Origin of the sequence: Ruegeria sp. HKCCD7221 (assembly GCF_013031225.1) — a bacterium.
Lineage (GTDB): Bacteria > Pseudomonadota > Alphaproteobacteria > Rhodobacterales > Rhodobacteraceae > Ruegeria.
This window is the reverse complement of the sequence record NZ_WPZE01000005.1, coordinates 1-18,862: the sequence shown is the minus strand read 5'-3', so window position 1 is coordinate 18,862 and position 18,862 is coordinate 1. Positions and strand designations below refer to the sequence as shown.

General features: G+C 52.0%; 21 protein-coding genes. 6 read left to right on the top strand and 15 right to left on the bottom strand.

Annotation, left to right across the window (positions count from 1 at the left end):
• Window positions 1-620 precede the first annotated feature (620 nt).
• A complete protein-coding gene (locus GOX73_RS13325; protein ID WP_171127104.1) occupies window positions 621-1,358 on the bottom strand; it encodes a hypothetical protein in 738 nt (245 codons plus the stop codon).
• 95 nt (window positions 1,359-1,453) lie between these two features.
• The gene (locus tag GOX73_RS13320) at window positions 1,454-3,127 is read right to left on the bottom strand and encodes a sulfatase-like hydrolase/transferase (RefSeq protein ID WP_170386664.1); all 1,674 of its coding nucleotides are present in this window, start codon (window positions 3,125-3,127) and stop codon (window positions 1,454-1,456) included.
• 276 nt (window positions 3,128-3,403) lie between these two features.
• On the opposite strand from GOX73_RS13320, the gene GOX73_RS13315 reads away from it, so the two are divergent.
• Window positions 3,404-4,360 carry a helix-turn-helix domain-containing protein gene (locus GOX73_RS13315; RefSeq protein ID WP_170798918.1) on the top strand — a complete coding sequence of 319 codons (957 nt, stop codon included), beginning with the start codon at window positions 3,404-3,406 and terminating at the stop codon, window positions 4,358-4,360.
• A 711-nt stretch (window positions 4,361-5,071) separates the two neighbouring features.
• Here the strand turns inward: GOX73_RS13315 and GOX73_RS20755 are convergent.
• Both GOX73_RS20755 and GOX73_RS13310 read right to left on the bottom strand, forming a co-directional pair.
• Window positions 5,072-5,290, bottom strand: coding sequence for a GDCCVxC domain-containing (seleno)protein (locus tag GOX73_RS20755; RefSeq protein WP_237217120.1), 219 nt, complete (start codon window positions 5,288-5,290; stop codon window positions 5,072-5,074).
• Between the two features lie 4 nt (window positions 5,291-5,294).
• A complete protein-coding gene (locus GOX73_RS13310) occupies window positions 5,295-5,618 on the bottom strand; it encodes a hypothetical protein (protein WP_170447553.1) in 324 nt (107 codons plus the stop codon).
• A 98-nt stretch (window positions 5,619-5,716) separates the two neighbouring features.
• Here GOX73_RS13310 and GOX73_RS13305 point away from each other — a divergent pair, with 98 nt between their 5' ends.
• The 3 genes from GOX73_RS13305 to GOX73_RS13295 all read left to right on the top strand — a co-directional run bounded on the left by GOX73_RS13305 (window position 5,717) and on the right by GOX73_RS13295 (window position 7,902).
• A complete protein-coding gene (locus tag GOX73_RS13305; protein WP_170637988.1) occupies window positions 5,717-6,106 on the top strand; it encodes a MerR family transcriptional regulator in 390 nt (129 codons plus the stop codon).
• A gap of 503 nt (window positions 6,107-6,609) precedes the next feature.
• Entirely contained in the window at window positions 6,610-6,816 is a 207-nt protein-coding gene (locus GOX73_RS13300; protein WP_170430361.1) for a cold-shock protein, read from the top strand.
• Window positions 6,817-6,888: 72 nt separating this feature from the next.
• Window positions 6,889-7,902, top strand: a complete 1,014-nt coding sequence (locus GOX73_RS13295; RefSeq protein ID WP_254429198.1) for a fatty acid desaturase — start codon at window positions 6,889-6,891, stop codon at window positions 7,900-7,902.
• Here GOX73_RS13295 and GOX73_RS13290 read toward each other — a convergent pair.
• The 11 genes from GOX73_RS13290 to GOX73_RS13240 all read right to left on the bottom strand — a co-directional run bounded on the left by GOX73_RS13290 (window position 7,894) and on the right by GOX73_RS13240 (window position 17,791).
• Entirely contained in the window at window positions 7,894-8,142 is a 249-nt protein-coding gene (locus GOX73_RS13290; RefSeq protein ID WP_170447556.1) for a ParB N-terminal domain-containing protein, read from the bottom strand. The genes GOX73_RS13295 and GOX73_RS13290 overlap by 9 nt on opposite strands.
• 74 nt (window positions 8,143-8,216) lie before the next feature.
• Window positions 8,217-8,906 (bottom strand): hypothetical protein, encoded by a 690-nt coding sequence (locus GOX73_RS13285; protein WP_170743318.1) that lies wholly within the window; start codon window positions 8,904-8,906, stop codon window positions 8,217-8,219.
• A complete protein-coding gene (locus GOX73_RS13280) occupies window positions 8,906-9,043 on the bottom strand; it encodes a hypothetical protein (RefSeq protein WP_170613979.1) in 138 nt (45 codons plus the stop codon). Before GOX73_RS13280 ends, GOX73_RS13285 begins: the two co-directional genes overlap by 1 nt.
• 1,502 nt (window positions 9,044-10,545) lie before the next feature.
• A complete protein-coding gene (locus GOX73_RS13275; protein ID WP_170403722.1) occupies window positions 10,546-11,178 on the bottom strand; it encodes a tyrosine-type recombinase/integrase in 633 nt (210 codons plus the stop codon).
• Between the two features lie 557 nt (window positions 11,179-11,735).
• Window positions 11,736-12,308 (bottom strand): hypothetical protein, encoded by a 573-nt coding sequence (locus tag GOX73_RS13270; protein WP_170743321.1) that lies wholly within the window; start codon window positions 12,306-12,308, stop codon window positions 11,736-11,738.
• 379 nt (window positions 12,309-12,687) lie between these two features.
• Window positions 12,688-13,809 (bottom strand): alanine/ornithine racemase family PLP-dependent enzyme, encoded by a 1,122-nt coding sequence (locus tag GOX73_RS13265; protein ID WP_170619846.1) that lies wholly within the window; start codon window positions 13,807-13,809, stop codon window positions 12,688-12,690.
• A complete protein-coding gene (locus GOX73_RS13260) occupies window positions 13,806-15,149 on the bottom strand; it encodes a DUF1611 domain-containing protein (protein WP_254429197.1) in 1,344 nt (447 codons plus the stop codon). The genes GOX73_RS13265 and GOX73_RS13260 overlap by 4 nt, the downstream gene beginning before the upstream one ends.
• Window positions 15,098-15,778, bottom strand: coding sequence for a hypothetical protein (locus GOX73_RS13255; protein WP_254429196.1), 681 nt, complete (start codon window positions 15,776-15,778; stop codon window positions 15,098-15,100). The genes GOX73_RS13260 and GOX73_RS13255 overlap by 52 nt, the downstream gene beginning before the upstream one ends.
• Window positions 15,779-15,941: 163 nt before the next feature.
• Window positions 15,942-16,295, bottom strand: coding sequence for a hypothetical protein (locus tag GOX73_RS13250; protein ID WP_170329075.1), 354 nt, complete (start codon window positions 16,293-16,295; stop codon window positions 15,942-15,944).
• Between the two features lie 3 nt (window positions 16,296-16,298).
• Window positions 16,299-16,607 carry a hypothetical protein gene (locus GOX73_RS13245; protein WP_170619844.1) on the bottom strand — a complete coding sequence of 103 codons (309 nt, stop codon included), beginning with the start codon at window positions 16,605-16,607 and terminating at the stop codon, window positions 16,299-16,301.
• A gap of 446 nt (window positions 16,608-17,053) precedes the next feature.
• Window positions 17,054-17,791 (bottom strand): Crp/Fnr family transcriptional regulator, encoded by a 738-nt coding sequence (locus GOX73_RS13240; protein WP_170619843.1) that lies wholly within the window; start codon window positions 17,789-17,791, stop codon window positions 17,054-17,056.
• Window positions 17,792-17,941: 150 nt separating this feature from the next.
• Between GOX73_RS13240 and GOX73_RS13235 the strand changes: the two genes are divergently transcribed.
• Both GOX73_RS13235 and groES read left to right on the top strand, forming a co-directional pair.
• Window positions 17,942-18,133, top strand: coding sequence for a hypothetical protein (locus tag GOX73_RS13235; RefSeq protein WP_171127107.1), 192 nt, complete (start codon window positions 17,942-17,944; stop codon window positions 18,131-18,133).
• Window positions 18,134-18,354: 221 nt separating this feature from the next.
• Window positions 18,355-18,666, top strand: coding sequence for a co-chaperone GroES (gene groES, locus GOX73_RS13230; protein WP_171127108.1), 312 nt, complete (start codon window positions 18,355-18,357; stop codon window positions 18,664-18,666).
• Window positions 18,667-18,862: the final 196 nt, after the last annotated feature.

The following is an 18,862-nucleotide window of genomic DNA, read 5'->3' as shown; positions in this document are numbered from 1 at the left end:
TGCGTCAGCAATGGTTTGCCAAAAGTGAGCCTAAGTGAGGGTTAGTACTGAGGCTATCAAAAACCACTTTAGAATTAGAGCATGCCGCGCTGCGGCAAAAGCTGAAACCCGAAGGTCGGCTTTGGGCAGTTTTCATACATCCCAACAAGCTGACTTATCGGCAGCTTTGTCCGCAAAGTGGACATACATCGAGATTTTGCGAATGACCGCGTGGAGCCCATTTTGACCGATGCTGCGCGATGTCCCAATGACAGCAATGCGCAGAAAGCGGACTTTGCAAAGTCTTGGGTACAGATCGTATTAGAAGTCTATTTTCTCAGAACTCTGGGCCTAAGCATCGATGGCTGGGGATTAGAAGCGCGAACGACGGATGCAGTTTCAAGGTTCAAATCCATCTCAGCGGATCGCCCATAGACTGTTGATCTTCCCCGAGTTCAGAGCGGAGTGAACAGATAGAATGATGCGGCGTGACGCCAATTTATTTCCTACCGACCCGGAGCGGGCAGGGATTGGCTCAAGGCAGTTCCAGGAAGGGTCAAGATAGACGCAGAAAACAAATGGCTGAACAGAGTTCTGGACTGTGACATAGATGATCTTCGCCGAGGTTGGGTGTGGGTGAACTAGTAGTTGAAACGCAAACCTAAGCCGGCACCTTTATCGTAGGGGCGGTCGGAACCTATACCGATGAGGAAATCAGCATAAATTGCGATGCCAGGACTGAGGTTCTTGCCAATCTGGAACTCAGCGGTCGCTGGCCAAGCATCGTTCTCCCAGTCGTATGGTGCTTTGATATCAGCCTTGGCCCAGTACCCATCGCCAAACGGTTGTAGCGCAATCAACCGCATCGCGGTTTGGTTTATGTCCGTCGGGCCATTGTATGAAGCAAAATGCTGGAGCAGTGGGATCAGCGTCAGCCCTGATTTCGTGTTTGCAAAGGCGAACCCGCCAAAAGGCGCAATTTGATCGGACCCGGTTCCGATCCCTTTTTCCGGGTCGCCAAAGTCCAGTATCCACTCCAGACCAATGGCCGACTTAATGGCCCACGTTTCGTTGAGCGGTCTCTGAGAAGGGAAATAGATCGCTTTGAGGCTCAATTTCTCAAAGTCAGTGAACCGAGTTCCAGTCACATCCGTTGAGTTGTAGTGCAACTCATATTTCAGTTTCAGATCAGGCCGCAGCATGAATGCGCCATCTATAAAGGCGTCCTGCTTGTCAGCACCGTTGCCCAAATCAAAATACTGATACCGGATGTCCGTGTTATTGACTGCGGCCAAAGGGTTTGAAGCGTTTTCATCGGCGATTGCTGAGGCCGCAACAATGACAGTCGCCAATGCAAGGACAAGCGCTTGGATTTTCATATTGTTTCCAGAATTTTTGTTGTGGATGCCAAGCCCCACATCAAGCATATTATCAACTGATGCGGGGCTTGCATGACTCCTATCAGCTTCACCTTTTAGTCGGGCTGAATGTCCCGCTTGGCGACAAAGGCATCCACCGCTGCGACGGTTTCAGGACGAAGGTTCACGATACCTTCATAGGGACGTCCAGTCGCGGCCGGTTGATCGGGGTACATTTCCTTGAATTTCAGGTGGCGGGCAATAATGCGGTTAAACTCGTGTCCAGCCCATGCTCCGATCTCGGTCGATACGCTCTGTTCTTCGCGGGGGTCGCGGAACAGGTTGTAGAACTTGGCCACGATAGCATTTTCACCTTTGGCCGGAACTTTGAGTTTGATGTGTTCCTTTACCACCTCTTTCAGCGAATTGATCGAGTAGATCAGTACATGATCCCTGCGCCCATGCGTATCGCCAATAAACATCAGGGACGTCTGATCGACACCGTCAATGATCCGGTCGCGGGGGATGGCATCCATCGCTCCGCCGATACGCGCAATTGACGTGAACAAATCAGAGATATGAATAATGTCAGATACAATCGAGTCTCCCTCGATCAAGCCGGGCAGGCGGGCAAACGCGTCCACCCGAACGCCTCCTTCAGACGTATCGGCCTTGCCGCCGCGGAAGACCAGCGGCGAAAACCCACTGCCGGGGGCATATTTGGTGAAGTGACCGTTGTCGCCCATCAAAACGATTAGGGTATTGTCCCTGAGCCCCAGCGCATCGACTTCGTTCAGAATGACCCCGATCCATTCATCCAGCTCTTCCATGCTTTCAACGAATGTACCGCCGTTGGGTGTCGTGAACGCCTCTCTCGTCGTGCGCGTTGTCGACAGAGGGACAAGCGGCCAGTATTGCAGGAAGAACGGTTCATCCCGTTCTGCTAGCAGGCGCAACTGTTCCATCGCCTGTGCCTGATAGCGGATGTTCATTTCATTATATTTGTCCTGGGTCCATTTCTCACCCGGTTCCATATGGACTTCGCGGACCTCCCCGCCAATAACAGCTTCAAGGCCGGTAATCATGTGTCCCGGATCAGGGCGAAACCAATCATCCAGCGTGTATTTGGAGTTGTAGTTGTCTTCCCCTATGGCCATGGTGATTTCTTCCTTGGCTGCATCTTCGTTGAAGATGGCCAACTGGCCCTGCTGATGGATGGGGAACGCGGCGTAGTCAAAGCCCTGATAAGTAGGCCAGGATTCCTGAATGTCGCCCATGTGCCATTTGCCAACATGCGAGGTGTTGTAGCCTACGGATTTCAGAACTTCGGCAATTGTGACTTCTTCATCGGCAAGGCCAAAACCTGAAATATCGACGGCGGTATCGCCCATCCCATTGCGATACGGCTGGCGACCCGTCATGAAGGCGACACGCGACGGTGTGCAGGACGGCTCGGTATACATGCGCGCAAACCGCATGCTTTCCTCTGCGAGCGCGTTGATATTGGGCGTCGAATACCCGCGTATCGCGTTCATCTCGGGCATACCCATGTCGCCAAAACCCATATCGTCAATAAGGATGTAGAAGATGTTTGGGGGGTTCCCTCCGTTTTTCTCACGAAAATCGGCCAGCAGTTGGTCAACCTGTGCGTCGTTCTCGACCCAAACGGCTTCGTTTTGCTGCTTCAGCACATAGTATTCCGCATCATGCACGATATTGCTGTCCTGAGCTGCCGCCGTGATAGCGGAGCCGGCAAAGACCAGCGCGGAGAGGAACAGTTTTGATTTCATGAGATACCCCTGTTTCATGATTTACTTGTTTTCAGACCTTCAAGGATCAGATGATGGCAAAAGGTCGAAAGGGAGAGTTCGCTGTCTTCAGCCTGTGAGCGCAACAACTCTTTTTCGCTTTTGGTTAGCAGTGTTACGACGCGTTCGGTGCGCGCAGTATCGTCAGGCAACGATGGGCGTCCGAACCTCTTCCCTCTCGATTTGTCTGCTTTGTCTTGCAATTGTCCAAGCCTACATATTCGAATAACATTTCATGAAAACTACTTGCGGGGCGGAATGGACGACATCAAAAAACGATCAGCCCCCAAAAAAACCTGCGCCCCAAACACACTTTTTTTGCAGGACCCTTCGCAATTCCGCGAGCTGTCCCAATGGGATGTCGAGCTACGCCAAATTGAAGAGGGAACTATGAACTCTTCGGTATCCGTTTGGGCAGGTCTTGACCTTCAAATGATTGATTTGTCGTTTGATAAGGCTGTGTACCAAACCGGTGTTTCTCGCCCTGACATTCTAGCGTTTGGCTTACCAGACAAAGGGAGTGTACGGACTTGGCTTAACGGCTCACCCTCAGACACCGCTCTGATGAATTTTGGTAGCGGAGACCCTTTTGAAGGCGTGAGCAATTCAACGCTCACAGGCCTGACCTTTGGCATCGACATCCGAAGGGCTCAACGGATCGCCGACGATTGCGGTCTTGATATCAGCACCGTGCGAAATGACGCTTTAAGATCTTTCGTTAGCGACGCTGGCAAGCTTCATTCCTTAGTCAAAAACAAAGCGCGCTTTCTAATTGGATCAGCGGCCGGACCAAGCTCTGATAGTGAAGAGAGTGATATGATCTTAGAGCTTCTGGAAATGCTGGTGGTAGGCGAAAAATGGAGTGATCGGCGAAACAGTAAAAATAGAACCCGTTTAGCACAACAAGCCGTTGAGTTCATGCGGGCCCATTTGATGGATAACGTTTCAATCGGTGAAGTATGTACAGATATTCAGGTATCCGCATGCACTCTTCGTCGCGCGTTTCAGGAAACATATGGGGTGAGCCCCAAGCAGTTTTATCTAAGAGCCCGTCTCGGTGCTGTGCGCCATGAACTGGTATCCTGCTCGCCAGAGGAGAGTATATCAGACATCGCAAACGCTTACGGATTTTGGCATATGGGTCAGTTCGCGCGAGACTACAGAGCACTCTTTGGACAACTGCCGACACAAACGTTGTCAGGCAAAATGAACTGAAACAGAGCTTGGCAGTACGCGGCCTAACTTGTCCGCAACACTAGAATTGCAAAGTCGGATTTTGAAGGTCCGCTTAGGGCTGCAAGCAGGCGAAGGCCGCCGAAGGGCGAAAGACAGCTTTGTCCACAAGCCAGGGACACAGCAAAGGCGGTGGCTGAAGCGAAACCGGCCCCTGCCCCGGTGAAAGAGGTTTCGGAAAAAGATCAGGAACTTCAGGCGGCATTTGATGCGCAGCGCACGGTCGCAAAGCGGAAAAGCCGGTCAGCGAAGGATATGGCGATGGAGAAAATGAGAGCCAAACGGCCGGAAAGTAGCGCCTCCGCTTGACGGGGGTGCTGTTTCGGTAATCCGCGTGTGAAAACACGGTGATTAGCCACGCAATTGTGAACTGCGCAAGAAAGGCCACCTCAAATTAGATCCTTGCAGTTCATGGCTCGGTTTCCCCAGTTTTTCAGACGCTCGTCTCGACGGCCCAAAAAACCTGTCGAGTCTGAGCCGGATTGCAGCCGTTCGTGCAGGCCGCGGCGACGAGGGGAAAAGAGCCCAACCTGTACCCTGGATTTTATTGCTGCATGCGCTTGCAGCAGTAACGACACTGCAACTGCCGAATACCTTGTGCGGCCAAGCAGCGGAAAAAACTGCCATTCATGCAAATAGCAGCGATGCTCGCGGCGGCGGCTCACAGTTCGCTCAACAAAACCGTCCTTCACTTCATCCGCAACAGCTATCGCCTAGCTGAATTGGTGGACACGGGACCGTGGCATATGAACAGTAAACACAACAGTCGCCTTCCAACGGCTTCAAAACTGTTTTGCACGACTTGCATTCATAGAACCACTGGCAAGCATCCGTTGGCATTTGCTCGGTTTCACTGTGGCCGCACTTCGGGCAAATCAGGGTGCTTTCTAGGACTACAGTTTGTTTTGTCATAGTCTCACATCTGCATGATCAGGTAATCGTTAATCCATGCCTCGTTAAACACAACGACCCAACCCACGCCGGTGATTAGAGTCGTTCCTGCAAGCCACCATTTCAACGTCGGCAAGGAACCGCGCCGATAAGATACCATCCATGATATCACGACGAGCGCCGTTGACATCGTCAGCACATAGTAACTCGCTGCGGCAACCTTCCCAAAGATTGCCAACCAACTGCCACCCAGCCCCAGTAACATCATCGTCATGGGCAAAACGCAGCAAGTCGCGACGCCAAGCGCTGATAGCGATCCCAAATAGCTGAGGCTAAGGTACTTCTGCATTCTGTTTCCCTGATGGACTACGTCGCGCGGAGTTGTAGAGACAACAACCTCTCGTTTAACTTCTGTAGCCACTACAGGATCAAGACAGGAAATCTCACATGTTTGCGATTGGGGAGGCATCCCGGCAAAGCGGTGTCGGAATTGATACTATCCGCTACTACGAACGCGAAGGGATCGTACCGAAACCAGAAAGGGCATCGAATAATCGACGCATGTACTCCGCGCACGATGTTGGACGGCTTCGTTTTCTAAGGAAGTGCCGAGACATGGGTTTTTCGCTTGCCGATGCAAAGGTGCTTCTCAACCTATCCGAAGGTGATAGCGAGGATTGCCAATCCGTTAAGGAACTGGCCGAGCTTCATATCTCCAATGTGCGTATGAAGATAATCGAACTTAAGCGATTGGAGGCCGCCCTGAATGAACTTACGGCCAACTGTAACATCGGGAACGTTTCTTGCCCGATGCTTGCGCAGATACGGACCTACTAATGGCACTTTGAGGCTCGCAGTCGCCCTATGCCAACGCAGCATGACCCAAGATTCGGGCCGCGCAGAATCTACCGTTCGTTAGAGAGGTCAACTCGTTGATTTAGCAATGTTTCAATCACTCAATGAACATTTGTGCCTTGCCGCGGTGTTCTTGAAGCACGCGGCGATTTCGGACAGTGAGCCCTACCTGCCGTGCCTGAGCAATCAATTTGCTGCATACGCATTCGGCAGGTTTTATCGGAAGCCGACCTCTGATTTCCGAACCACAGAGCAATGGTTCTGCTTATCTTTGTCCCAAATTGGGCTGGGCAGACTTAGATCTTCTGTTGCTTTCCGTTGTATCAAGGCTTGTATCGTGTGTACTCGAAGTCCATATACACAGGGCTTACGTTTTTCTTTTTCGACCTGCTGTCTCCCAAACTCGGCGTTCAGTCTTTCGATTCAGACCGACCACGCCGAGTCGCCGCAATAATGCGGGCGGCAAGTATTAGGAGACTTCCACCATGGCAAATGGCACAGTAAAATGGTTCAACTCGACCAAAGGTTTTGGCTTTATCGAACCTGAAGATGGCAAGCGCGATGTGTTCGTGCATATCTCAGCACTTGAGCGTTCCGGCATCAGCGAATTGAAGGACGGCCAGAAGGTCACTTTTGACGTCGAAGCTGGCCGTGACGGGCGCGACAGCGCCGCCAATCTGGCACTGGCCTGACCTTTTACGGGCACCCTTATGGGGTGCCCGTTTGCACAATGGGCTGCTAAAAGCCCTTGGAGAACAAGTCAGTTGCAACAGCAGGAATTGACCCGGGCGCTCGCGCAATACCGTGTGCCCGATACGAAGCGTAGCGTTATTGAACTGACAATCACTGTCATCCCCTTTTTCGCGCTATGGGGCGCAGCGTGGTTTGCGCTATCCCTTAGTATCTGGGTCACTGTTCTATTGGCCATCCTGAACGCCGCATTTCTGGTGCGTATCTTCATCATCATGCATGATTGTGGTCACGGATCTTTCTTTAGAAGCCGCACCGTTTGCAATTGGACCGGCCGGGTTCTGGGTGTTCTCGCCCTGACACCCTATGACGTCTGGCGGCAAAGCCATGCGATTCACCATGCCTCAACCGGTAACCTTGATCGGCGTGGTATGGGTGACATTCCTACATTGACCATTGAGGAATACCTGAAACGGAATTGGTTCGGGCGTGCCGCTTACAGGTTAATCCGGAACCCCTTCTTCCTGTTCTGTATAGTACCTGTCTACACGTTCTTTTTTCAAAATCGCTTGCCCTTTGGTTTCATGCGGTCAGGCTGGCTGAATTCGGCAAGTGCAATGGGAACAAACGCCGCGATTGCGGTGGTCCTGGCTCTGATTTTTTGGACCGGAGGCCTGGATGTACTGGTTTTTGTATTCCTTCCAACCATGATCGTCGCCGCATCGATTGGTATTTGGCTATTCTATATTCAACACCAGTTTGAACACACGACTTGGGAGCGGGAAGAAGTGTGGAATCTTCAGAACGCCGCATTCTATGGAAGTTCTCACTACGCCCTGCCAGGCATCCTGCGGTGGTTCTCTGCCAATATCGGTGTGCACCATGTTCACCACCTTGCCAGCCGCATACCGTTTTATCGGCTAAACGAGGTTTTGCGTGACCATTCCGAGTTGGAAAATTGCCAGCGTATTACTCTATATGAGTGCCTTCATTGCGCACGATTGCATCTTTGGGATGAAGAAAGTCAGCGCCTGCTGACGTTTTCTCAGGCTTTGTCGAACGCCAATCCCAACAAGAGTTTAGTGTAATCTGGCGCGCACCAAAAAGGCGTCGACAGTATCACCGCCGAGGGCGCGAATGGCCTCTAGTCGGTGAAGGCCTTCAATCAGCACGAACCTCTTGTTGTCCGCGCGTATCTGAATCGGGGTCTTCTGGCCGTTCTTCAGGATATCTTCGGCCAGCGTCAGGACTTTTTGCTGATCAAGTGTTTTTGCACGCTTCACAGGTACATAGATCAGGTCGAGCGGGTATGGTTTCTTCTCCAGCATAAGCTACGTGTGCAACCTTTCGTGCATTTGTTCCGGTTCAGAGTTCTCTACAAAAGCGGGGGCTGGAACGTACGTCATAGAACCGAACGAACAGCGTCGCGCAGTTCCTGATGCATAATCCAAGTTGCTGGCTCATCGTCACTTTCGATGTGAGAAAATGCCAGGACCTGAGCGGCGCCATCATTCTGTACCGATCCGGCTTCGGGTAGGTCCAGTTCCAGATATTCTGCGATCAATAGTCCGATTTTCTTGAAAACCTTGATGGAGGCCTCGCGTGATTTGTAACCGGCTGCCTGAGACAAGTGACCAATGGTCAGACCTTCCCTACCTGCGATAGTAAGTGCTTTGAGCATTGTGACCTGCGCAGGGGTGAGCCTGATCTGGCGCAATGCCTCTGCATATTCTCTTGCACTGGGAACGAGCGTGCCGGAGTTTCCTTCCAAACGTCGTTGACCGCTACGTTTCCTGTCTCGTTCTTCGAGAATTCCTTTTAAGGCTTCAATGGCCAACTCTGGTGTTTCACCAACTGCATCGGCAATCATTGCCTGCGTTTTAGCTGGTGGCTTGGGGAATGCGCGCGCAACGCTGTTACCGCTCAGAATGCCGGCCTTAATCAAGTACTTGCCAAACTGTTCCTCAATCACACCGGCTACGTCAGCGTTCCGCGACTTACGAACACTGCGTTCCTGAAATGCTCTTTGTTCTAGGTCGCGAATTGCCGATTTTGGGTGTCGGAGGCTAACCTGAGGGGTGCTTTTACGCATCAGAGAAACACCACCACAATTATGGCCGCAACAATCACCGCCGATGCGACAAACATCTTTATGCTGTAGGACCAGCGTTGCGCCTTTTCGGCTTTGAGTATTTTACCCAGGTTTTCGTCAATCGAGTTATGGTTCACGGATTCGTCCTTCCGGATATGTCAGGAGGTATTGGTTCCCACCAACCTATTGTCGCGGCACATTTTCGGTGCACTTATCGTTCTGTCGTGTAAACGGCCGATTGCATTCCCAACCGTCACCTCTCCGATTCAAGTGAGCATTTGAAGGGACAAGGATCGCAATGCATCTGTCCCGGTTTGCGCGATAACCTCGTTTGCATTTCCATCCAGAAAAGGTTTCAGGCGCAAGATATGCATGCTGTGGAATTGCCACAGGTTCACAGCTACTCTCCGCTGCCCTGTAACCTCTGAGGCACACCCAACCATCCGCGCTGTTTTTGTCAGTCAGGCGGCCGTTGCTCGGGACATTAATCGCAACACAATCCTGATCCTCCTTACGAAATCCCCAGTTGCAGTGTATTTCTTGTACGCCAAACCTAGTTTCGACGTACCCATTTTGAGGTGAAATCACCTCTTCACACTCGTCCCCGATACGCTGGAACAACCGGTTGCATTCCCACCGATCTCCGGTTGAGGCAAGATAGGCATTTTCCGGAACTCTTATTTCCTCACAGAGTTCTCCAACGTTTTGAAAACCATGATTGCATTCCCAGCCGCTGCCATAGGAGCTACCCGTCAAATATGCGTTTTTTGGTACGTCTGTTCTTTGACACGATCCGTTCTTGTTTTCGAAGCCTTCGTCACAGACCGATCCATCAGCATTGCCTGTGACTTGGGCAAGAAGCTGCGTTCCGGAGAGCAACACCAAGAGTGTCGGGATCAAACAAAGAATGCAGCGCGTAAACACGATGAATGACTGATTGAAAAGGAGCCTGAGACCTGATCTATCGGGCATCAAACACGCAATTTATAAGCCATGTGCTGTTCATACGGCGCCTTCTTTCATGGTTCACGCGATGACTGGGGCTTGTCAGGTGACAGTTGCGAATGCTTGCGAGGAACGAGCTCATAGCGAAGACCCCAGCGAAACCCGTTCCTATGCTGGGGCACATGCTACAGTTATTCTGAAGGCCATTGGATCATCGAAGCCGGCAGCATCGCGGCGACGAGTAACTTTCACCAATGCACTTTTGTGGTCCTTAGCCAGAATAGAGTCAAGGAAGTTTCCCTTGTCGCAATGCAAGTACCGCCAGGGCAGGTAGTTTTTGAAACTGCCGGTGACCAAGATCCTTGGTGAACTACCGAAAGAAATTGTCTGGCCTGAGTGCGGCGAAAGAGGAGTATGTGATCAAGGCTTCCCCGTGACTATGAATGACTGGCCTGATAACATTGGCTGCAACGCAGCGATTTTCGCGCCGCTTCTGCACAAGTACTCGCGGCGTGATCAAATGGCCGCTCGGTCCCGCACCCTGTAAATTGCGCCTGAGCCGAGAAAACTGTGCTGCGAGCGTACGCAACAAGATTTTGACACTTCCGCTCAGGGCACGCTACGTCCCACTCCTGCGTAAAAGAACTAGAACCACTATGGATTGGCGACCGACAGCGCCGCTCGCCAAACTGTCTCAGATGTCTATGCGCTCAGCAATGCTTAGCGCGTCTTCCAATTCAACGCCCAGGTATCGCACGGTGCTATCGACCTTAGTGTGCCCAAGCAGAAGTTGGACCGCGCGGAGATTTCCTGTCTTGCGGTAGATCTCAGCTACTTTGGTTCGGCGAAGCGAATGCGTGCCATATCCGCTCGGTTCCAATCCGATTGCGGTCACCCAGTCTCGAACCAGCCTGCCATACTGGCGCGTCGAGATGTGTGGTCGATCATGGAATCGGCTTGGAAACATGAACCGGCTAGCAAACATTTCCGGTGATTTTACCCATACCAATACAGTTTCTCGCGTGTTTTCCGTCAGTTCGAATTGAACAGATCGCTTGGTTTTGCTCTGGATCACCGAAACACGCTCACGGACGCGATCGTCTTTGACAAGATCGGTCACAGCGAGTTTGACCAGATCGCAGCCGCGTAGCTTGCTATCAATCGCGACGTTGAACATTGTGAGATCACGCAGATTTCCAGAAAGTTCGAGCCGGGCACGGATCGCCCAGACCTGTTTTGGGAGTAGCGGTCGTTTCTGACCGATGATCCGCCCCTTGTTCCAAGCTCTGGGTTTTGGGGTGACTGCAGGTAGTTGGACTCTTGGCATATTTTGCACTCCGATCCACCCTCCGCACCCAAGCAACAGCACCGCGCTGACCACCGAGTAGTACAAGCGGCGTGAATGCCTGCTGTCCGATTATGAATACTGGCATGGTTTAAGTGTGTGCATTAGGCGGCTTGAGCCCATATCACTACGCATAAGAACGGTTCGAGTCCAAACCGCGCGTACGCTTCGTCTTCAGCACCGATTACCGATCGGGTTCCACGTTAAAAGGCCCGGGTCAGCACCAATAAGATAAAATGAGATATGATCAGAAAAGCTGGTAAGACCGGCGTCAGGTTATCAGCGACGCCGAGCTAACCCAGGGCTTACTGATACGCCATTTCGCCACGCGCTCAACCCCTTGCAGCGTCGACAAATCCGCTCTCCGAACCCTTCGCTCCAGAATGGCGTTCTGCAACGAAGACACGGGCGTTCTTGCGGCACGTCATTGTGGGCGCGAGCCATGATCGTATCTGCGTCGTTGTCGAAGTCTTCCATCAGTTCTTAGCCTCGATTTCTGTTTTGGTTTATACAGCGACTGGAAAAGAAAGTTCCGAGCCCTAAGCCTTGAGATTGAAGGAGCTGCCTGGTTCAGACTGTCCGATGGGACGGCCTGTAATCCGAGGGGTTTTAATAGGACGAACTGGCATTCCTTCGTTCTCAGCAGCTTGGACAGCGAAAGCATACCGAGAACCGCTTGCGCATCCTCGTGGTATGGCTCGTTGATCTGATGATCCGTCGTCTGCCTCAGAAATGAGCGACTCCGAGTAGAGGTGCCGAAGTTGAGTCTCAGACACACCATCCGCTTCCATAATCAATTGCACCATGGGATCGGCCAAAAGTTGGTCGAGCAAGAACTGCGACAACTGCTTTGAAGACAATTTATCCTTTGCGCGGGCTCTCTCCAAATCAGTAAGAGAAACGGTCAAGGTTCGCGCCAGACCGGGGTGAGATTTCCGTGGAAGCAGAAAGATTAGCACTGATGCTTTCCAGGCTTCTGGATCCAAATAATCTGGTGGTGCGGAAAGCTCAGTTTCTATGTCGTATTCGCCCGCCGGGAGTAATTCGTCAAAGCCAGGGAAAGTAAACGGCCTGGAAAAGACTGCGATTGTCTTGCTGATTAGTTGGTTCATTTGGGTAGTTCTCCTTTGCTGATACCGCTCGCTCGGAGATGTAAACAAGAACAAGCCACCCGCTCCCGGCAGGGTATTATCAGTTTTGAGGTTTAGGCTTTGATTTTTCGGGGACGGCGTCCTGCCCTTTCGACGTCACTTCTTTTTTTGACGCGTCCGCATCGTTTTCCTTCAGTGCGGCAGCCGCTCTGGTCGTCAGGTCTTTGAAAGACATCATTTTGATCCTTTGATTGTCCGCAACACTCACGAGCCCAGATAGGGTGTGAAAAGTGAATGCGGCTACATCCAATATAGGGATTGGGTGCCTGATTTACTACGTAAAGCCGTAGAATAAGACGGGTGGCTGAAGCAGAACCGAGGCGGCGGCAACCCTGGCGCGCTACTTTCGCTTCGAATATGGGCGATCAGTGTTCGCTGGGGTGCAGTCAACCAATGCGCCATCACCATGGAAGACTTTTGCTACATCAGGTGCAGCCATGCCGCGCGAGAGCGCGCTATAGTTCAATTTCAGCTTTACCTCGCCACCAGGGCGAAGCAGACAATTGGTGTTTTCAACAACGATATGATCACCGGTGGCTCCGACGAACGTGACGCCAGCAGGGAATATTAGACCCGCTGCATCGGTGTCCTGGAGTCCAATGCCAAGGATCGACCGAGTTTTCGAAGGACTGTCTAAAGTCACACACTGCATAGAAGGTATAGGATAATTCAATTGCAAGGAATTTGGATTTGATTTGGTCTTCGTTTCGATCACTTCCGCCCAAAGCGTGAAAACATCTGTGTAAAGCCCGTCGATCGCGTACCCCGAAACGGGATCGGTACCCAGCAGGATGGCCTCACCCAGACGCAGGTTGTTGATTTTTCCGGTCGCCCCCTTGCCAAGCGCCCATGGCAAACTGGCAGAACCGCCGCCTGACACTGTTTCCAGAGCGGGTCCACTTGCAAGTTCGGTGTCGGCGGCAAGCGACGAAAGCAATTCCATTGCTCCTGCAGAGGGTGCCACATGACCCAGACAGGCAAAATTTGCGCCAATCCCCTTCAGAGAAATCCCTTCCATTCTAAGAATTTGAGACACAGTGCCCTCAAGGTGTTCAGGCAAGATGCCCTCCCGCATATCCCCCATTTCCACCATCAGGATAATATTGTGAGTAATGTTCTTCCCCAGCGCCTCGATGGCCAGGCTGGCGATAATGTCCATCTCAGTGTTGAAGCTGACATCGCAGTTATCAAGGACTTGCGCGACCTGGCTCAGCATGGGCGTTCGGATCAAGGATATGGAGCACGAGATTCCAGCATCGCGCATACGCATGATATTGCTGATCCGCGCGTCCGCCAGCCCTGTCGCGCCACCTTCAAGCATAGCATTCGCAATCTCAGGATGACCGCAAACGGCTTTTGTCACACCTGTCACCGTAATTCCGCGGGGTCTAAGGTGGTCGACCAGGAACCGTGTGTTGTACCGAATTTTGTCCAGATCAACGTCGATACGCAGCTTGCTCATTCAATCGTCGTAGCACGTACGGGTTGCAAGCGCGGAAAGGCAGATAGAACCATATTCACCAAGTTTTTTGGAGGACGGTTCAATGCGTCAGTGACCGGGAGATACAATTTGCAGTTATAGTCTGTGATGGCCTTTGAAATCTCAACATCATTCATTCCTTCATGGTTGATCGTCATGCCAATTACCTCTGTGTTCGCAAAAGCCTCGATCAGGGTGATTTCATCGCAAGGGTCGGGCATAGTCATGTTGGGGAAATCACATCGACGTTTTCGTTTAGGCGCGTGTTGAAGAATAACTGCATGTGGCTGACTGCCTCGCAGAATGAAGGCTGATGTGCAAAAAGCCGGATGGCTTAGCGCGCCCTGGCCCTCGATCACTATTACATCCGGGTGCTCACCCTCGGATGCCGCAACGACAGCGCGCTCAAGTTCGCCACAACAAAATTGCGGCGGCACCGAATCCATCGCGACACCATACTTGGCGCCCTGCATCAAACCAGTTTGGCCGGTGCCGACCAAAACTGTTTTGATCCCATGCGCGTTAAGTGCACCTGTCAGGATTGTCGCGGTTGTACGCTTTCCAATTGCACAATCGGTGCCGAACACCGCAATGCGGAACGCCTGGACGTCTCCAATACTGCCATCTAACAGGCGCAGGTCGGGATTTGGCCGCGGCTTGCGAATGTCGCGTATCGTGACATCGTGAATTTTGGCAAATCCGGCGAGCTCCTTGTCATCGCTAAGAAATTCATGCAGCCCACTGACGATGTTCATTCCGAGCGTTATCGCATCCACAACAACTTCGCGATCCTCAAGGGACATTCTGCCGCTGGCCGGTGCCATTCCGTAAATAAACGTGTCCGGGATCGTAGCTTCATTAGCGACGGCGGCATCAAGGTCATCGAAGATGGGAACCTGATTTGCGACATTGTCAAGCACTTTGCCACTGTCACAACCGCCATACGTGCTGTCGATCACCGAAAGAACGCGATAGGCCTGTGAATGTCGAACGAGACCATTAGCCGTCTTGCCATCGATCTTTGCGAAGTTTCCTTCGCAATACACAATTGCAGTCGGTGTATCTGTCACAAGTGTCTTGCGGTGAAGCTCTGGAAAAACTGCTTGTTCAGGCGGCAGCTTTTGCGCATCGCTGGCAATGAACTGCTTGGCATCCGACGCAATGGGTACGGGTTTCATATCTGTTCCTTTTTGGAGTGTGAAACGCGCTGTCCTTGGTAAGAACGGGCACAAATTGTGAAGATTGGAAAGTGGGCTCTCTGTCTGAAACCTCATTCGTTCAGAACGCACAGCCCTTCTGATCGATGATAGTTTTTGTGGCATTGCCACCCATTGCCGGATCGGTCGATATGGGCATTTGCCGGTAGCTCGATTGCATTGCAGTGATCACCGGACGCCTCGTAGCCACGTTCGCATTTCCATCCAACTCCATGGATCGCGTCATCGTAGAAAGCATTTTCAGGCACAAACACGGAATCGCACCGTCCGTCGCGCTCAAAATACCCACGCTCGCACGTCCAGGGACGCCCGCTGGTTGATGCGTTCAGAAAAGCGTTTTCCGGCACCGCTACTGCCACGCATGCTTCTCCGTCTTTTTCGTAGCCACGGTTGCAACGCCATGCAGATCCATAAGTGCTATTCGTCAGGTAAGCATTATCCGGCACCACGATTTTCTGGCAGCTATCGTCTACTCTTGTGTATCCACGCAGGCATCGCCACCTCTCACCTGATGGATCGAGATATCCACCCTCAGGCACAATCACTTCAGTGCATGAGGTGCCGCCAACTTCAACAAAGCCATGCATACATGCCCACCCTGAACCATAGGTTCTGTTTGTGGGGTAGGCATTTCCCGGCACGACAATGGCCACGCATTCTTCGCCTTCCAACCGATAGGACAAATCGCATTCCCAACCGTCGCCATACTTTTTGGGATGCGCGTTATCCGGCATCGAATTTGTTCCGGCCGATGCGGGACTTGATGAGATAAAGGAGCCCGCCAAGCAGCTGAAAACGGCAACAATCAACGCAGTCATGAAGTGAGAGCAAAAACAGTGCTGATTTTTTCGTTTTGTCCTAGTGCAAACGGCGTCGTCCGAGAGTTGAGTTGTTGAATTACGATCCATCCAGGTTCAGCCCCTCGATGCAGGCCTGTGCTAGATCTTTATTAGGAGTTTGAGATCCCGGCACCGTTGCCCAGCCAGCCGCCATGACGGCATCCTTCTGCTTGAAAGAAGAAGCCTCTTTGATCGTCGTTATTTTTTCGGCGCGTTGGGCGTCAGTTCTCGCCATGTCGACGCAGACCGGAACCAATGCAGCGATTACATTGTCGCGGGACATGGCGTTGGCCATCTTGTCCGCGCTACCACCGGTCATCCATCCACCCCAAGAAAATCCAACGACGCCTACGAAAACCCCTCCGATCAGGGCACCGTAGATTCCGGGTTTAAGCCATTCGGGCGTGTTCATAATCTATTCCTCCTGCGGAGAAAGCGCCGCATCGCTGTCATTGTTAGATGTGGCCAAGGTCTGGTCGTGCTTGAGCGCCTGTTCAAAATCCTCTGGGTCAATTGGGCGCATTTCCGTGCGGCCTGGCTTGCTGCCTTTGCCCTGAACTGTCAGGTAGGTTCCGGTTCTGCGATATGCTTCGAAACTCAGGCCCTGTAGTAGTTCTTCTTCAACAACTACTTCATACTCGCCTGCAGGAAGTTCATCCGGGTAGCCGGACAAAGAGAACGGATTTGAAAACGTCACCAAAGAACTGGACGATCTCGTGCTCACCTTGGTCCTCCATATAGTTTGTTGGATCTTCCCCGCGCAGTCTGCCGCGGAACACGCTCGTAAGCGCCGCGGTAGTACTGGCGTTGTAATTTACAATAATGTGCAAATGGCAGACGTGCGCTGATCGATGTTAGTCTGCGGCCAATGACCTGAGATTTCGTTGGAATCTCAAATACATTTGGTGCCCGAGGATCAGGTACTGCAAAAAATTGACTAACCTGCGTCAGTGCAACGATGTTTGAATTCCGGCAACGTGATATGTGTTGGCGGGATTTTTGCTGGCGTGTTCTTAACGAGTATTTAAGAAGCGCAGGAAATCCAGTACCGCAATCGGACTGCATTTATCTTGCGCTTCTTTTTCAGTGAAATCCCAAATCTGCCGAAGCGACTTCCGTCTCTAACCAGGCAACTATCGTCAAAATCCCGGCATCGCCGAAGGGGTGAACCTATTGTTTCAACAGTGGCCCGACCTGATCCAGATAAGTGGGGTCAAAACCGGCCAACGTCACCAGTCCGTCATAATCATCAAATGCCACTTGCCCGGATTGAAAAGTAACCAGCCCCTTCTCCCGCAGTTGCCGTAGGACACGATTAACATGTACAGCACTCAGTCCCAGCGCATCGGCAAGATGGTATTGTGTCAGTGGGCAGGTATATCCCATCTTGGTTGCCATCCCGACCTGAGTCAGCCTCACACCAAGTTCCAAAAGAAAATGCGCCATGCGCTCACTCGCATCTCGCCGTCCTATGTTGACCAGGTGCTCAACCACCATCGCTTCATCTCTAGAGACCGCCCAAAGGATTGCTGTCGCCAGCCGGGGCGTTTGCGCAAATGCTTCCAGGAGATCATCCACTACTACCTCAATGGCTTGGATTTCCATGATTGGTTCTATGCTGTGATCCGAGGTGTGCAGCAGAACGCTCCGCAAGCCCAGAAAGTCACCCGGCACTTGGAAGTCGACGATCTGACGCGACCCGTCTGTCTGGGTTTTGTAGGAACAAACCCAGCCCGAGGACAGAACGTAGGCAGCCTGCTCTGATTGCCCTTGATGCACAAGGTCACGTCCCGCTTCAAAGGTCCTGCGACGCTTGTGCAGGCGCGCTAATACCGCAAGTTCAACCTCAGTCAGAGAGACGAAGTTTGAGAGCTTTCGGGTGAGGGGGCTGTTATTGATAGTGGGCAACTATTCTTCCTTCATCAATGAGCCGTCCGCAAAACTATACCACGCAAAGACTGCTTTCGATCAGTTAAGTATACTGCAACCCATGCCAGAATGGTGCAATTCATCGTGGCGCTTCCTTGCTTGGACGCCTGTCAAAAAAGGACGTCTACCATGGCCGACCGGCAAGACTACTCAGGAATAGCCGCACTCTCAATCTGTGAAGCGCTTTTGCTTGCAATTAAAGATCGTGAGCTCCTCCCCGAACATGAGATTGTGGGAGTTCTGCGTGACGCAGCCGCTGCCCACGAAGCAGCGGTTGGCAACAAGGAAGAAAAGGATATGCTTACCCTGTTCGACCGCTGATGTGATAACGAGGTTGTTTCGAAATTGATGACCGAATATCGAGACACTTCATCAACGGTAATGCTCTGAAAACAAACACAACAATTCTCTTTTGACTTCGCGTAAAGATTTTTTTCTTTATACCTCTTGAAACGGTGCTGTTTCTTTCCAAAATCCCGCTTGTTAGCACTCTTCAACAGGGAGCGCTAATAGGATGAATCGCCAATTGAGGAGAATTCAGAATGGCCTTCAAACCTCTACATGACCGTGTGCTGGTTCGTCGCGTTGAGAGCGAAGAAAAAACCGCTGGCGGCCTGCTCATTCCAGACAGCGCAAAAGAAAAGCCCAGCGAAGGCGAAGTTGTTGCAGTCGGCGAAGGCGCACGCAAGGACAACGGCGAGCTGATCGCAATGGCCGTTTCCGTAGGTGACCGGATCCTGTTCGGCAAATGGTCGGGCACCGAAGTCAACATCGGCGGTGAAGAACTGTTGATCATGAAAGAAAGCGACATCATGGGGATCATCGAGGATTCTGCCGCGGCAAAAGCCGCCTGACGCCTCAGGTTCACCAGGTAACAACAAACAACATACTAAGGAGCAAGTCACATGGCTGCTAAAGACGTCAAGTTTACGACCGATGCCCGCAATCGCATGTTGCGCGGTGTAAATATTTTGGCTGATGCCGTTAAAGTGACGCTGGGCCCCAAAGGCCGCAACGTGGTTCTGGACAAATCCTTCGGCGCGCCGCGCA